Annotated in this window: 10 protein-coding genes; 3 read left to right on the top strand and 7 right to left on the bottom strand. The window is 39.8% G+C overall.

Features of this window, described 5'->3' with window-relative positions; translation table 11 throughout:
- Positions 1–22: 22 nt before the first annotated feature.
- From AC19MV_RS19085 to AC19MV_RS19055, 7 genes are all read right to left on the bottom strand, one after another.
- Complete coding sequence (locus tag AC19MV_RS19085) at positions 23–1,033, bottom strand: response regulator (protein WP_498309539.1); 1,011 nt, start codon at positions 1,031–1,033, stop codon at positions 23–25.
- A 466-nt stretch (positions 1,034–1,499) separates the two neighbouring features.
- Positions 1,500–3,593 carry a two-component system response regulator gene (locus AC19MV_RS19080; protein WP_498309538.1) on the bottom strand — a complete coding sequence of 698 codons (2,094 nt, stop codon included), beginning with the start codon at positions 3,591–3,593 and terminating at the stop codon, positions 1,500–1,502.
- Positions 3,590–5,938 (bottom strand): ATP-binding protein, encoded by a 2,349-nt coding sequence (locus AC19MV_RS19075; protein WP_498309537.1) that lies wholly within the window; start codon positions 5,936–5,938, stop codon positions 3,590–3,592. The genes AC19MV_RS19080 and AC19MV_RS19075 overlap by 4 nt, the downstream gene beginning before the upstream one ends.
- Positions 5,935–6,468, bottom strand: a complete 534-nt coding sequence (locus AC19MV_RS19070) for a YfiR family protein (protein ID WP_498309536.1) — start codon at positions 6,466–6,468, stop codon at positions 5,935–5,937. Before AC19MV_RS19070 ends, AC19MV_RS19075 begins: the two co-directional genes overlap by 4 nt.
- 9 nt (positions 6,469–6,477) lie before the next feature.
- The gene (locus AC19MV_RS19065; protein ID WP_498309535.1) at positions 6,478–8,514 is read right to left on the bottom strand and encodes a TonB-dependent receptor plug domain-containing protein; all 2,037 of its coding nucleotides are present in this window, start codon (positions 8,512–8,514) and stop codon (positions 6,478–6,480) included.
- A gap of 231 nt (positions 8,515–8,745) precedes the next feature.
- Complete coding sequence (locus AC19MV_RS19060; RefSeq protein WP_498309533.1) at positions 8,746–10,179, bottom strand: LysM peptidoglycan-binding domain-containing protein; 1,434 nt, start codon at positions 10,177–10,179, stop codon at positions 8,746–8,748.
- A gap of 151 nt (positions 10,180–10,330) precedes the next feature.
- Positions 10,331–11,695, bottom strand: coding sequence for an MATE family efflux transporter (locus AC19MV_RS19055; protein ID WP_498309531.1), 1,365 nt, complete (start codon positions 11,693–11,695; stop codon positions 10,331–10,333).
- Between the two features lie 505 nt (positions 11,696–12,200).
- Here AC19MV_RS19055 and AC19MV_RS19050 point away from each other — a divergent pair.
- From AC19MV_RS19050 to AC19MV_RS19040, 3 genes are all read left to right on the top strand, one after another.
- Positions 12,201–12,920: a FadR/GntR family transcriptional regulator gene (locus AC19MV_RS19050; protein WP_498309529.1), complete on the top strand. Its 720-nt coding sequence runs from the start codon at positions 12,201–12,203 to the stop codon at positions 12,918–12,920.
- Between the two features lie 276 nt (positions 12,921–13,196).
- The gene (locus AC19MV_RS19045; RefSeq protein ID WP_498309527.1) at positions 13,197–15,062 is read left to right on the top strand and encodes a putative nucleotidyltransferase substrate binding domain-containing protein; all 1,866 of its coding nucleotides are present in this window, start codon (positions 13,197–13,199) and stop codon (positions 15,060–15,062) included.
- Complete coding sequence (locus AC19MV_RS19040) at positions 15,062–15,775, top strand: 3'-5' exonuclease (RefSeq protein ID WP_498309525.1); 714 nt, start codon at positions 15,062–15,064, stop codon at positions 15,773–15,775. The genes AC19MV_RS19045 and AC19MV_RS19040 overlap by 1 nt, the downstream gene beginning before the upstream one ends.
- Positions 15,776–15,781 lie beyond the last annotated feature (6 nt).

Here is a 15,781-nt window from a genome sequence, read left to right as displayed (position 1 = left end):
AGGTTCATCCATAAAAGTAGACTTAACTCTGCCATTGAATAAGAAACTGCTCTAACGCAAGTTTTGTCACTGGTTTTTCAAGGTAATGAGTAATGCCTTTATTAAATAGCTGTTGAATTTCATCGGGTTCGGTTAAGCCTGTTAATGACACTTTTGGGGTTAATCGATTAGTCCCATCTTGCGCTATAAGTTTTTCAGCAACTTGGCTGCCATATAATCCTGGCATTCTTTCATCCAGTAAAAGCAAATCAAATGGGTGTTGCTCAGCCAGTGCTAGCGCAATATTGCCATCGCTGGCTGTCGTAACTTTACAGCCCAGTTTCTCTAACATCGCTTTAGTGGCTACCAGACTTGGCATGCTGTCATCAGCCACTAAAATGCTTAATGGCTCTGGTGCGGTTTGATTATTTATCATGTTAATTATATCCGTATCATAAAAGGGCCAAAATAATGCAACATGGTTATTGTCTTGAGTCGATGCCGTTGTCATGTTGACACAACTGAGTCGGGACGTATTAGCGTCAACCGATACATAATTCACTATTTCAGGCGTCTCATCAGTTAAATCAACTAGCTCGACCTGCATAGCTTCACTGTGCGATGGGGTTTGCTGCTTTTGTGTAAAATGAAGTGGCGAGTGGCACCTAAATGCATTGAGTAAGGTGTCCATTTTGACCGATGACGTCTCCACAACCAGCAACGCTTCAGGGATGTTGATGGCTTGTGAATAGATGGCTTTTTCAGGTGTTGTGCACTTTGAAACAATCTGGGTACTGTCGTCTGCATACAGGGCTAACTCTAGGTGTTTATTGTGCTCACTGACAATCACAACAAGCTGATGTTGAGTCACAATCAACGCTTGCTGAATCAGCTCTGTGAGTTGTTGGTTAATGAGTGCTGGTTCAGCCTGATACACCACACTATAAAACCCTGTTTTATTGATTAAACAAGGTTGGATAGGTTTGTCACATTGCCCCAGCATCTTGGCCAGTACGCACTGAATAAACTCTAGTAATTCAATTCTGACGCTCATTTACACCTCCGCGGCAAACTCTCCACCACTAAAATACCATTTGTTGCTATTTGCCTTAATCGTTTACCACTAATATAAAAGCAATTAATACGCCACCCCAAAGAATGAGTGTAATACCTTAATTTAAATGCAATTTAGTTGAGAATAGAGATTTGGATGCATACTAGCACTAGTGCTTTTGCATACTGAAACGCAATATGCTTTGCATTATGCAAATCATATTGCCAATATCGCTTAACGATTTAGAAGGCTAACGAAAGGATTGTTTATCTAGGCGACTAGAGGGCAAGAAGCGATATTGGCAACGTTGACCATTGCACCAAAAATCAAATTAATTGAGTGCAGACTCTGGAGGAATCACTTTTTTAACGACACAAATAAGGCTAAAATGGCTGGTTCAGAAATATGAGGAACGGCTACCTCTTCTTTGTTGGCTGGTAACGGTTCTTGTTGACTCGTATCAGTATTAAAACAGGTCAAGTGCGATTGGTTTTCCGTATAAGTATCCTTGTAAATCATTGCATCCCATCGCTTTTAATAATTCATACTGTTCTTCGTGCTCTACCCCTTCAGCGATTGTGCCTAACCCCAGGTTGAGTGCGAGTTGGACGATGGTGCGTGCGATGGCGGCATCTTTTTGATTATTAACGATGCCATCGACAAATGACTTATCAATTTTTAAGGTGTCGATTGGAAAGTTCTTTAAATAGTTGAGTGACGAGTAACCCGTGCCAAAGTCATCAATAGCCAAAAGAACGCCGAGTTCTTTGAGTTTAAACAATAATGCAATGGCATCGTCTACGTTACTGATAATGGCGGATTCAGTAATTTCAAGTTCAAGTAAATGAGCCGGTAGCGATGTTAACAACAATGCATTGTTAACGTGGTCAACAATGTTGGCGTGATTAAATTGTAGCGCAGATAAATTAACGGCCATTCGAGTAAAATTACTGTCGGCAGCGTGGATTTTTTGGGCTTTTTTACAGGCTTCAATTAACGCCCACTCACCTATCGGAATGATTAATCCACTGCTCTCTGCCATGGCCATAAAATCAACAGGCGACAACATGCCTTTGGTGGGATGATTCCAGCGCAGTAATGCTTCGTAACCGATAACTTTACCGTTTAATGAGCTCACTTGAGGTTGGTAATGTAATTCGAGTTGATCGCCGAAGCTAATCGCTTCTCTGAGTTCGGCCTCCAGTTGCAATCTGTCCATTAATGACTTGTGCATGTCATGAGAAAAAAGCTGATAACCATTTTTACCATTATTTTTAACTTCATACATTGCTGTATCGGCGTGTTGTAGCAGTATATCGCCAGTGAGTCCGTCATCTGGATAAAACGAAATACCAATACTGGCAGAGATAAAAGTCTTTTTACCCATAATAAAATAGGGTTTAGACAACTCGTCGATAATGCGTTGAGCAATAATGGCAACACTGTCAAATGTGGTTAGTTCGGTTAATAACAGGGTAAACTCATCGCCACCTAAGCGTGCAATATGTTCATTGTCAAAGTCGACATGATTATTACCAATGCTCAGTTCATCACTGTTACGTATTGACATTTTAATGCGTTTAGCCGCTTCACAGAGTAATTCATCACCCGCTTTGTGCCCTAATGTGTCATTAATGCGTTTAAAATGATCTAAATCGATAAAGAGTAAGGCTAATTTTGTTCCATGGCGCTTTGCTAATGCGATAGCTGATTCTAATTGAACCAAAAACTTCCGTCGATTAGGCAGGTCAGTTAATGTGTCGAAATAAGCATAATAGGCAATTTCTTGTTCCGATTTTTTACGGTTAGAAATATCGTGTAACGTGCCGTTTAAACGCTGCCCGGTAAAATCATCGGTGATATCGGTTCTGTCATGTAACGTTATCACTTCACCACTACCATTTAATATTCGATATTCAATATCGTAGGACACTTTGTTTTTTAAAGCATTTTTAAGTGTTTTAGTCAAAAACTCACGATCGTCTGGATGAATAATTTCAATTAAATTAGCAAAGTCGAGTTCGCGTTCTTGCGGCTGCATTCCAATCATGCGATACACTTCGTCAGAACAATCCAATGTTTGATGCTTAAAATCCCATTCCCAAGAGCCTAAGTGGGCGATGCTTTGTGCCCTTGCCAATCGATTTTTACTTTTAGTCAGTTCTTTAATGGTTTTGTTGGCTTTTAGGACATAGTGGATCCGATGATTCAACAAAGGCCATTTTACCGGTTTAGTCATAAAATCAGTGGCACCGACATCGAAAGCTTTTTTAATGTCTTCTGGCTGGTCTAAAGCTGTCACCATAATAATGGCAACATTATCACCTTCTGGCATAGCCCGAATAGCAGAACAGCATTCAAAACCATCCATTTTATCCATAGAGACATCAAGTAAAATAAGGTCGGGCAAGTGCAAACAGAATAATTCTATAGCCTCTTCACCACTGCTGGCTTCAAGAATATGTGTCATCGACGGATTCAATGCACGGCGCATTAGCATGCGAATGACGGGATCATCATCCACAATTAAAATGACATCATGTATTACATTGTGCGTCATTGACTCAACTCCTCAATCTTTTGCATTAGCGCCTGTTGAGTTTGTTCAAATACAGTGTGAAGCGATGCTGCTAGCGGGTTAGCCTCATCTAATTGGGTATTGCGAGCCAATAACTCAATTTGACTGGCTAAACATTGTATTTTACTCGCGCCTAAATTAGCAGAACTAGACTTTAACGAATGCGCCGCTTTAAACACCTTATCGGCATTTTGCTCTGCGAGCCCCAGTGTAATATCGCTGATCAATGTCGGGGTACTGTTAATATAAATATCAATAATGGTTTTCAACAGTTCCACTGAATCATCTGGCGATATTTGCATAATGTCATTGAGAGGACCTTCGACAAAAATCTGTGGCTCATCATCGGTTGGTTTATCGTTTTGGACTAATGTCTCGACAGAGTCAAATACCCATTTTTTTAAGCAGTCACTGAGGGTTTGTCTGGTAAACGGTTTAAGTAAGGTATCTTTTGCCCCTGCAGCTCGAAACTGACGTTTTACATTAGGCTGTATATCAGCGGTTAGCGCAATAATGGGCGTGGTAAAGTTTACACCCTCAGGGCCTTGATTGGTGATGGCTTCTGTTGCCGCTATCCCATCAGCTACGGGCATATGATAATCCATAAAAATCACATCAAACTTTTTCTCACTAGCCCGCTTAATCGCCTCTTCGCCGTTATCTACGATTTCACATTCATGGCCTAAAGAGGCTAACAAGCTCTTGACCACTAATTGATTGACGACGTTATCTTCAGCGACTAGGACATGCGTTTTACGGTAAATAGCTTCGCTAATCGCATTGTTAAACAGTTCGCTCACGGGCTCAGATGAACTATCAACAGCGACAAGCGGAAGGCTAAACCAAAATACACTGCCTTTGTTAACGGTGCTTTCAACGCCATAGCGACCATTCATTAATACAATCAGTTGCTGGCAAATGGCTAAGCCTAGACCTGTGCCCCCAAACTCGCGGGTAATGGAGTTATCGGCTTGAGTAAACGGAGTAAAAATTGATTCTAGTTTAGTGTCAGAAATCCCAATACCCGTGTCATTAACAGTGAATTTGATTACGGTATCTGAGCCCTCAATATGTTCACTAACCTTAATCGTTATTCCCCCCTGGCGAGTAAACTTAATCGCATTAGAAATGAAGTTATTAATAATCTGACGGATCCGAACAGAGTCACCTAAATAGCTCAATTGCGTTAATGGTTCGATATCAACTGTAAATGTGAGGTTTTTATTGTGTGCGACAACTTGATGCGATTGACAGGTTGAATGGACTAAATCAGGAAGATTGAATTCACGTATGTCTAAATCCATTTTATTGGCATCGATTTTAGAAAAGTCTAATACCTCATTCAACAATACCAATAACGTTTGCGCTGAATCGTTAATCATATCTACAGTCTTAGTGACATCTTTATTCAAATCATAGGATTTAAGTAAATCTGAAAAACCAATAATGCCATTAAGTGGTGTTCTTATTTCATGACTCATTACTGCCAAAAATTCAGATTTAGCCAGATTGGCATTTTTGGCGATTTCTAACATTTGTTGTAACTCAAAGGTACGTTCGCTTACACGATGTTCTAATTCACGGTTAATGGTTTCTAATTGTTGGCCACGCGTGTCAACCTCAGCAATCATAACGTTAAAACTATCAGCAAGTTGTGAAAATTCATCATGAGATTTTATGCTGACTCGCTGGCTATAATCTTTGTTGTTTGAAATTTGTTCAATCACAGCTAAAAGTGTGTTCATCGGCTTAGTAAATAACGACTGCAACCAAAACATCACCAATAAACTGGCAAAAAAAGCCGACACACTGGCTGAAGCCACTAACAATAAGTAATCATCAAGCTGTTTTGATAAAGTATTCATATTGTCGGTAATGCGAAGCATGCCGACAAACTCACCTTCGGAGAGTATTGGTGTATACGAATGTACAGCACCATGGCTAAACGTAATGTGTTTTTTCTTACTCGACACTACATCTAAGAATTGCTCTGTTTGTATGTTCGATTCATGTTGTGTATTGTTAGAGTACACCGCAAAAATGTGCCCCAGTGGATCATAAATTACCGCATTGATAATGTCAGGTTGAGCAACTAAAGCAGACAAGGTTTTCTCGGCCGAACTGGGGTCGTTAAATATCACCGCAGATAAACTGTTGCTCGCAACAATATCACTGAGCACGGTTAAGTTTTGCTCCGCTTTTTGTTTGGTAATGGCAAATTGCTGGCGAATTAACGCGGTAGAAATTATCACAATGACGATGACGGCAATCGCAAGCATTGAACAAATAAGCTTGGTTCGAATAGAAGAAAAATTGATTATGCTCATCGTTTTACCTCAAGCGCTAACTTTAAGACCTGTGAGCTCATATTTAAGCCAGATTGCTCTAACGCTTGCATGTTCACTTTGAAAAATAGTCGTTTATCTTGTTCTACAATTTCAATCATGCCGCCCTGTGCAGCAAAACCAGAAATATCCGACACGGTTAAAATTGCTTTACTGTCTACAGCCAAAAATAACCGTCGTGTTAGCTCTCGTGAGCCTGAGTCGATAAATACCACATCACATTGATCTATTTGGCTGGTTTCTGATAATTGAATAGCCGAAATGGCATGTGTCGCTATCTTTTTATTCTCAAGCCCCTTAAAGCTGTCTTTATATTGATTACCATAAAAACAAATTTTCCATGCAGAATCTTGTTCAAGACGTGTTTGAGGCCATTGAGTAAACTTAGCAAAGTTATAGGTAAATGCCGCTTTTAAGGCAAACGAGTCCTCGGCAATTGTTGGACCAGAAAACAGCACCAGTATCGCCATCAATGAATAAAGTAGCTGTCGATAAACGTTATCTTTTTTCATAAATAATGCTTAAAAGCTCAAGCTTGCTTTAACAAAATAACTTGGCCCTACTTGATAAGGCAGCAAAATACTTTCGGCTTCATATTCAAGGTGTGATGAATAAAATAAATCTTTACCGTATGCAGATAGCATCAGCTTAGGCGTTACCGCCCAGCTAACACCAATATCGACGCCTGTGTAGCCATCAATGGTTTTAAAGCTCGTTCCGTTACCGGTGAGTAACTGGGTATTGTCAACGAAACGCCATACCATATTAAAATCAATGTTTTCGGTTATGTTCCAATCAATCATGGTTGACACCATATTTTGCGGCGCCTGAGTATTTTGACCTAAGATGTCACCAAATTCGTTTTGAATATAGCTGTAGTTAATGCGTAATTGCAGCAAATCGGTCACAGCCCACATTGATGACAATTCGGCACCATAGTTGTAGCCATCATATTGATTTTCAAAGACAGTGTATTGTGAAAGGTAATTCGGAAAAGCACTAAAATCAGTTGTGCCATCAGAGGTGCTGCGTAATTTATCGTAAGTATTATAGAAAAATGTGGTGTCAAAAGACCATTTTTTAGCGGGTACAAAGCGGTAACCAACTTCATAAGAGACTATCTCTTCTGATTGATAATCATCACTGCCCACAACAAACACTTTAACAGGGGGTGATACATCCGATGGCGGAATATTAAGTGCATTAACTGATAAGTTATTTTCAACACGAGACGGCGTTCTTACTGCACGGGAAATTGAAGTCCATACACTGTTTTTAGTATCGACTTGCCACATTAATCGGATATTGGGCTGAACTTCAAATCCAGTATAATCATTGTGCTCAAAGCGTGACGCTAACGTTAACCAAAGTGCATCATCCACTAAAGCAATTTCGTCGCTTACAAATGCACTCCATAAATGCGTTGTTGTTGAATCGGGTTCAGTACTAGTTAAAATAGGCATTGAACTAAAATCATCGCTTATATATCGGTAACCTAAGCCCCAAACGATATTATTATCTTCACCAACGATGAGCTGATGTTGAAAATCAACATCTACAGTATTGGTGCGTAAATGATAAAGTTCTTCGTCTCTGTCGGCAAAATCGTAATAGGTTTGCAGTGTGTATTCTGAGGTAGCCGATAACGCTTTAGTGTAACGAGATAATAAATTAAACCCTTCGCTCTCAACTTCTTCTGAATAAAATTCACGGTATACCGGCGGATCCATCGAGGCGACATTTGATGCTTGTTGCATTTTGGTTGTGTAATAATCACTGCTTAACGTCAGGCTAGTGTCGTTTTCAAGCTGAATATCAACCCGACCACCTAATTGTAAATGGCGCCAATCATTATTTTTATCGACGGTCGCAGCAGCATCAATCAGTGAACTGTCGAGATCATTTGGGTTATGGCCTAAAGAGTCACGACTATTGCCTTTTATATACATTCTCGAGGTCGTATTGTCTGATAGCTTAGTGCCGTATCGTGCACCGATAAAACCTTGTTCATAATCACCCGCACCAAGCTCAGCATATCCTCCTAACGTATCTGCACTGTGTTTAGTGATAATGTTAATAACACCATTAACCGCATTGGCACCCCACAATGCAGCACTAGGGCCGCGAATCACTTCAATACGTTCAATATCGCCCATTAAGGTATCTTGTACTTCCCAATACACCCCTGAAAACGCAGGGGAATAAAGCGTTCGACCGTCCATCATCACTAGGAGTTTGTTGTTATACCGGCCATTAAAGCCACGGCTGCTGACAGCCCACTTTTGAGCGTCAATTTGGGCAACATGTAAGCCAGGTACATCACGCAGAGCTTGAGGGATGGATGTCGCGCCAGACTGGCGGATAGCATCGTTAGTAAGAACATAAATAGCAGCGGGAGAATTGGATAAAGACTGTTTTTGTTTTGAAACCGATGTGACTTCTACGTTCATCAATTCTTGCAAACTGAGGTCTAATGAATTTGATTCTTGCGCCATAACAGTGGAACTTGCACATAAAACCGCTAACGCAGAGTAAGGAAACACATTCAATTTCAACATTTCAATAATGCCCTCGAAAAATTAACTAGTATGTGAAAGTTTATGAATAAACTTATACATTTATACAATTAATTTACACTAACAAACCATAAATGTATGTCTTAGGGTATGATTTTTATTAATTTAAAGGGAGTTTTCAGTTAAACATGCTGTAAAAATGCCAAAACTGTGAACTCAGCAATAATCAACCCAAGTCACGATAGTCATTCGCGACTTAGATTGTCACTTTAATTACAGGCGCATTTGCTGGTTGTTATGGTTTACCGGATGATAAAATTTGAGGGTTTTACCTACTGTGAGCTTGTCTCTATCTGTCATGTTATTCCAACTGATAATTTGCTCTACACTCACTTTATAAACTCTTGCAATACTCCATAAGGTATCGCCGTATTGAACCGTGTGCCCCGCTTGGAGAGCTGTACTAGATGATACTGAGGTTAACAGCGATTGTGCTGGCGTATTGTCGGTCTGTTTTTGATGTATTTTTTTTGCCGCTGATTTCGATGCGGCTAATTCAACATCTAAAATGACTTGCGATGCCGTGTGTGGCATGTATAAAAATTTTCCGGCAACAATAATATCGCCATTAATGTCATTCATGGCTTTAATTTTATCAACACTGGTTTGATGACGTTGTGCGATAACCGTAATATTGTCACCGTTTTGGATTTGATATTTGTACCATTTCACCCGTTCATTAACATCGGTATTGGCTAACGCCTGCTTAAACTTATGCGCTTTACTCACCGGCACCACCAATTGATGCGGCCCTTGTGGTGATGTTGCCCAACGGTTGAAACCGGGATTTAATTTCTGTAATCGTGTCACGGGTATTTTAGCCAACTTAGCCGCGACGGCTAAATCAATTTGACTGCCAACATCAATCACTTCTACCAAGGGTTTATTAGGAATTGAGTTGAGGCTTATGCCGTAGCTTTCAGCATTTTTAACCACATCGGCAATGGCTAAGAGTTGCGGCACATATTGTCTGGTTTCAGTGGGTAATTTTAATGACCAAAAGTCAGTATCAAGTCCCCTTGCCTCATTATATCTTATGGCTTCTCTCAACCGGCCTTCACCTGCATTATACGCCGCGAGTGCATACAACCAGTTATCGGTTTTTTTATACAAATATTCCAACATATCTAGCGCTGCAGTGGTTGCGGCAGGCACATCTTTGCGCCCGTCGTACCACCAGTTCATGTCTAAACCAAAGTGACTTGCCATCGGCGAGGTAAATTGCCACAAACCTGAAGCATCTGCACTTGAATACGCTAAAGGATTAAAAGAGCTTTCAACGATGGGTAATAATGCCAGTTCAATCGGCAAATCACGGTGTTCAAACTCTTGCACGATTAAATATAAGAAAGGCCGAGCGCGCTGCGAAATTCGCTCTAAGTGCTTTGGATTATCAATGTACCATTGGCGATATCGATTGACTAAGTACTGATCAGGTATGGGCATATCCATTGAAAAGCGAATACGTTCCCATACATCACCAGACTCTTTATATTGTCGACGAACCAAAGATTTGGGGATGTTATATTCAGTCGACTTTTTAGATTTATTATCGCTTTTTTGTGCTTCTACTTTGGTGACAGTTGCTGTTTGGCAACCGCTTAACAGCATAAATCCCGCGGAGATAAGGAAGAGAGATGTTTTCAATTAAAGGTATTCCTCAGATATTACGCGGTGTTTTTATTGATTAAAGCGTAAGCAAAATTGAGCAAAAGTCGGGCATTATAATTCAGATTTAAAAACCTTGCTATTGAAATCACAGCGTCCTATTTTACCTGCTTAACTCCAACGAAATTGCCTATATCAGCCTTTGTGCTTGGTTATGGTCAAATTCTGTTAAGGTTTTTCTTGCCAGGTATCTAAAGGGAAAAGCTTTCACTGCTTCTTCAAATGGCATCACGGCGAAAGCCCAAAAAATGGATGCGTCAAAATACAAAATTAATAGCGCACACAGCGGAATTGAGATTAACCATTGACCGGTAAAATTGATTTTAAATACCGCCGTCGTCTTACCCAACGCACGCAATATATGACCATGCACCGTATTGTATCCACGGATAAACGGCAACAGTATGTATAAAGGGGCTATAGATGCTAACGCTAAGTAGGTATCAGGGTTTAACCCTGGATAAATATCACCAATTACAAAACTTAATCCAAAAAATAAGCCGCAAGACAATACCGACAAGACGACCGCCATCTTGATACTTATATCAACATCTGCGGTTAAGTTTTCTAGTTTTGCTGACCCAATCGCTTGGCTAATTGTAATAGCGGATGCGTGCGCCCATGAGGTGATAAATTGAGTACCCCCTCTTATCCAGGGCATTAATACGGTAATGGCGGCATAAGCATTGATAGAGAGCTGCGAATACAATAGTTGGTAAATTGTAGCCCCAATAGACAACATGGTGACATTGGCAGCTACAGGAAAAATCTCAACGAAATGCAATTTAATATTGTTTAAAAATAATGCCTTCTTGCTGCTAAAAGACAAATCCAACTCTTGCTGGTACTTTAAACAGACGGTTAAAAATATCATTCTTAAGCTTATTGCGATGACACTGCCTATTGCTGCGCCAACAACCCCCAAGCCCTGCCAATCACTCACGCCATGGATTAAAAAATATGATGCGAAGGCATTAATGGGTAACTCAATCAAATAGCTCTTAAACGGAATTTTACTGTGGCCTAGCGCGTTAAACATTGCCGTTATAACTTGCGTAATGGCAGTAAATAAGACTAAGTATTTTGCATAATCAAGGTACGCACCAATTTCAACATATAAGGTGTTATTGTCAGTTAGCCAATGAATCAAATCTTGATCTAACCATGAAAGTAATAGCCAAAAAATGATAGCCACAAATAAGTTAATCAACATCCCAGACCAATATGCATTAGCCAGTTTGGTCTGGCTTCCCGAGCCTACAGCCCGGCTCATCACCAGTTGAGTCCCATTGGCCAGCGCCATTTGAATACCCAAAATAAATGACACAATAGTCGTGGCAATCCCCATTGCCGCTAATGATACTTCGCCTAAAGGACTGACTAATAAGGTATCAATCATCAACATTGACTGCATTAACAGCGCATTTAATGCTAATGGCCAGCCTAAAGAGATATTACGTTTGATGTAGGCATGAGATGCCGTTGATAAAAACACAGTACGTCCTCTAACAAAATATGTTAAATAAATCATGTTGTTTATCAATCACATTGACCACCCTAAAACATTATTCCAGTATTGATGAACTGACTATAATCTGCCACTGTGATTGACACTTAAGTTAGTCAACAACAGATGGCTAACAATGCTAAGCATTAAGTAATACAATTACATTAAGCTAATCAACATAAATTAACAGATCTTTTTTTATTTTATGATCAAATTTAGATGAAATTAAAACAGTAGTCACTAAGAAACACATCAATAAACGTGAGCCTTAATGATTTACTCATCAATTTGGTGTTTGCTTAAACCTCTACCCAGCCTTGACTTTTGGCTATAAAGGCTTGTAATAGCGATAACTCAGATCCGTACTGCATCACTATTTCATATGGTTAAATTAAACAAAAGCATATATGTCACATTTAAAAAGATTGCTCGTTTGTATAGTGATTTTTTAGGTGTATAGTTGTACTTAAATAGTATATTTCAATAAGTAGAGATGAATATGATCGGTGATTTTGATTCAATTGCTGGCTCAAAGCGCAGTTTGCATGTACAAGTCGCTCGCGAAATAGCGAGAAAGATATTGTCTGGAGAACTCGCGCAAAATTCAATTATTCCAAGCGAATTAGATCTCTGCGAACAATTTGGTGTTAGTCGAACCGCACTGCGAGAAGCAATTAAACTACTAACGTCAAAAGGCTTATTAAAGTCGAGACCGAAAGTAGGTACCAAAGTGGTTGAACGAGCATATTGGAACTTTCTTGATTCTCAATTACTTGAATGGATGGATGGTATTTCTGATAATGACGAATTCTGTTCGCAATTCTTGGGTTTACGCAGTGCAATAGAGCCAGAAGCGTGCGCCCTTGCAGCTCGCCATGCCACCATTGAACAACGTATGAAGCTGTCAGAAATATTCGACAAAATGTGCGATATCGCTAAAGCTGATGTATTTGACCAAGCACAATGGACCAACGTTGACACACAATTTCACAGCTTAATCTTTAATGCTACGGGTAACGTATTTTACCTGCCATTTGGCAATATTTTAACGACCATGTTTGCAAACTTTATCCACCATACCTCTGAAGATGGCAGCACCTGTATTGAAGAGCACAGAAAAATATACAGTGCCATTATGGCGGGTAACAGTGACAAAGCTCGCGCTGCATCAGCGGCTCATTTATTAACGGTTAAAGACAAATACCCTGTTTAATTCATTTCGTATTGAACGGCTGTATCACTGAATCAACAATGCATACTGAATCAAGAATGCACATCGATCATCAATCAATCGATGTGTGTTATTGAGTGGAATACCAAATCACATAGCCTAATGAAAAACTAGACCTCATCACGATTTAGGTCATACACAGCGAGCCAATACTCTTTCAAAAAACACTAAAACGGTGATATTTACTGATGCTTGTATCAGCTTTTATCATGGCAGTTGTATCTATATTAAAATAATAAAGCGCTAGAGGTCTTTATCATGCCACAATCTTTACTGCCGAATATCATGACTTTTATCAGTCAGATCGATCCTTTCGACAAAATTGATAAAGCCGAATTAAGAGAATTATGCGCTCATGTTAAAATAAGCTACTTGGGCAAAGGCGAAAAAGTCGACCTCAATGATGATGACAAAGAAAAATCACTCTATATCGTTCGCACGGGTTCAATGGAACAACGCAAAACTGATGGTGTACTTAGAGCGAGATTAGGACCTGAAGATCTGTTCGGCTTTACTTTTCTAAATTCGAATGTCAACGATAACGAAGGTTATTACGCTACCGCAATTGAAAATACCCTGCTCTACTTAATTCCTCATTCTGCACTGCAAACCTTATTTAAACATTCTCCACATGTTGCAGAACATTTTGCCTCACAAGCACAGGTTCGATTAAAGTCAGCTTTAGATGTTGTGTGGTCTAACAAAGAGAAAGGGTTATTTTTACGTCGGGTTGGTGATATTGCCACAGGACGCATTGCTATTGTTACTGCGGACATGAGTATTAAAAAAGTGGCTCATGAAATGCGTAACGTACTGCGAACCTCATGTGCCGTCATTTATAAAGACAGTCAGATTGTCGGTTTAATTACTGACCGCGATATGACCAAGCGCGTAATTGCAGATGGCGTATCTGTTGAGCGCCCGATTGAAGATGTGATGACGTTATCGCCACACATCATCAAACCAGACGATTTAGTGCTGCATGCTGCATCATTAATGATGCAGTATAATATTCGTAACTTACCTGTTGTAAAAGATAATAAAGTCATCGGCTTATTAACCACTAGCCATCTGGTACAAAATCACCGTATGCAGGCAATATTCTTAATTGATAAGATCAAATATGCCGGAAGCACTACGGTATTAGCCAGCTTTACGCCTGAACGTCAGGCAATATTTGAAGCCCTGGTTGAAGGTAAAGTCGCCCCAGAAACCATTGGTAAAGTGATGACCATGATTATGGACGCTTATAATCGTCGGTTAATTCAAATTGCTATCGACAAGTTAGGCCCACCACCTTGTGAATTCTCATGGATAGTAGCCGGCTCACATGCACGAAATGAAGTGCATATGCTTTCAGACCAAGACAACGCGATAGTCTTAGCCGACAATGCTACCGACAATGACAAGATCTACTTTAAACATTTGGCCAATCTTGTCACTCATGGCTTAGCCAGTTGTCATTACTCACTGTGTTCAGGCAACTATATGGCATCGACACCCAAATGGTGCCAATCTTTATCTATCTGGAAAGCATATTATAAAAAATGGGTCGCTAATCCTGAATATGAATGCTTACTCAATATCAGTGTTTTTCTTGAAATCCGCACCATTTATGGCAATGCTGATTACGAAACAGAGTTACGCAGCGAACTCCACAGCAATATTAAAAATAACCGCGAATTTTTAAGCAGTTTAGTTAAGGATGCGGTAAACACGAATCCGCCATTAGGTATTTTTAATAAACTCGTGCTAGAAAAATCAGGTGAAAACAAGAAAACGCTCGACGTTAAAAAATACGCCATAAACTTAATTATTGACCTCGCCCGTATCTATGGTCTCGCCGTTGAATGTGACTCATCGGCAACGGATGAACGCTTTAAAGCCGCCAATGAAAAAGGTGTACTCAGCGATGATTCATTCAAAAATATATTGGGTGCGTATAAATTTATTTTATCGTTTCGGTTTAACCATCAATTAGTGGCATTAAAACAAGGTGAAGAACCTAATAACAACATCAACCCAGATCATTTCGGTAGCTTTGAACGCAAACATTTAAAAGATGCTTTTAGAATTATCGCCGACTTACAAGAAGCGGCAAAAGTCAGGTTTGGGAGCCGTTAATGAAATCACTTATTCATTATTTCCATCCCTTAATGCGAATAATGCGTGAACGCGAACAGTTTTTATCTAATAAAAATGTTCCCGACTTTATTCACGACAATTTACTTCAAACGGTCCCAGCCCTTAACGATACCGCTGAGTCGTTTGATTATTTAGTACTCGATTTTGAAACAACTGGGCTAAATGTTGATAATGACCTCATTCTATCCATTGGTTGGGTAGAGATTATTCACTCACAAATTGATCTGGCATCATGTAAACATCACTACATTAATTCAAAGTCGCAAATTAAGCCTGTTACCGCAGTCATCAATCACATTACCCCACAAATGCTCAATGAAGGTGAATCGATTCACGATGCCATTAAAGCCCTGTTTAATGCCTCGAAAGGCAAAATCCTTGTTGCCCACGGTTGCATTGTTGAAGCACAATTTCTACAAAAATACATGGAACGCAATTTTCAATTAGCAGTATTGCCATTGCTGTGGATTGATACCTTAAGTATTGAGAAACACATGGCAATGTCTGTCAATAATCCAGACATAGACCTGACACTCGCCAGTACTCGTGAACGTTACAACTTACCCGAATACAATAGCCATAATGCATTGGCCGATGCGGTATCTACTGCGGAGCTGTTTTTAGCACAGCAAAAAAAGCTGCAACCACACAATAAAATGCGTTTTGGGCAGCTGTACAAAATGAGCCAATAATGTCTG

The sequence above is a fragment of the Shewanella sp. MF05913 genome, from assembly GCF_059758095.1.
Note: the sequence above shows the minus strand (reverse complement) of the source record. Positions and strands in the feature narration are given on the sequence as shown.

What these genes read in the sequence shown, in the direction of transcription:
- AC19MV_RS19050 (WP_498309529.1), top strand. Translation starts at nt 12,201, where the DNA reads ATGAATATGATCGGTGATTTTGATTCAATTGCTGGCTCAAAGCGCAGT.
- AC19MV_RS19070 (WP_498309536.1), bottom strand. Translation starts at nt 6,468, where the DNA reads ATGAAAAAAGATAACGTTTATCGACAGCTACTTTATTCATTGATGGCG.
- AC19MV_RS19040 (WP_498309525.1), top strand. Translation starts at nt 15,062, where the DNA reads ATGAAATCACTTATTCATTATTTCCATCCCTTAATGCGAATAATGCGT.
- AC19MV_RS19075 (WP_498309537.1), bottom strand. Translation starts at nt 5,938, where the DNA reads ATGAGCATAATCAATTTTTCTTCTATTCGAACCAAGCTTATTTGTTCA.
- AC19MV_RS19045 (WP_498309527.1), top strand. Translation starts at nt 13,197, where the DNA reads ATGCCACAATCTTTACTGCCGAATATCATGACTTTTATCAGTCAGATC.
- AC19MV_RS19080 (WP_498309538.1), bottom strand. Translation starts at nt 3,593, where the DNA reads ATGACGCACAATGTAATACATGATGTCATTTTAATTGTGGATGATGAT.
- AC19MV_RS19085 (WP_498309539.1), bottom strand. Translation starts at nt 1,033, where the DNA reads ATGAGCGTCAGAATTGAATTACTAGAGTTTATTCAGTGCGTACTGGCC.
- AC19MV_RS19065 (WP_498309535.1), bottom strand. Translation starts at nt 8,514, where the DNA reads ATGTTGAAATTGAATGTGTTTCCTTACTCTGCGTTAGCGGTTTTATGT.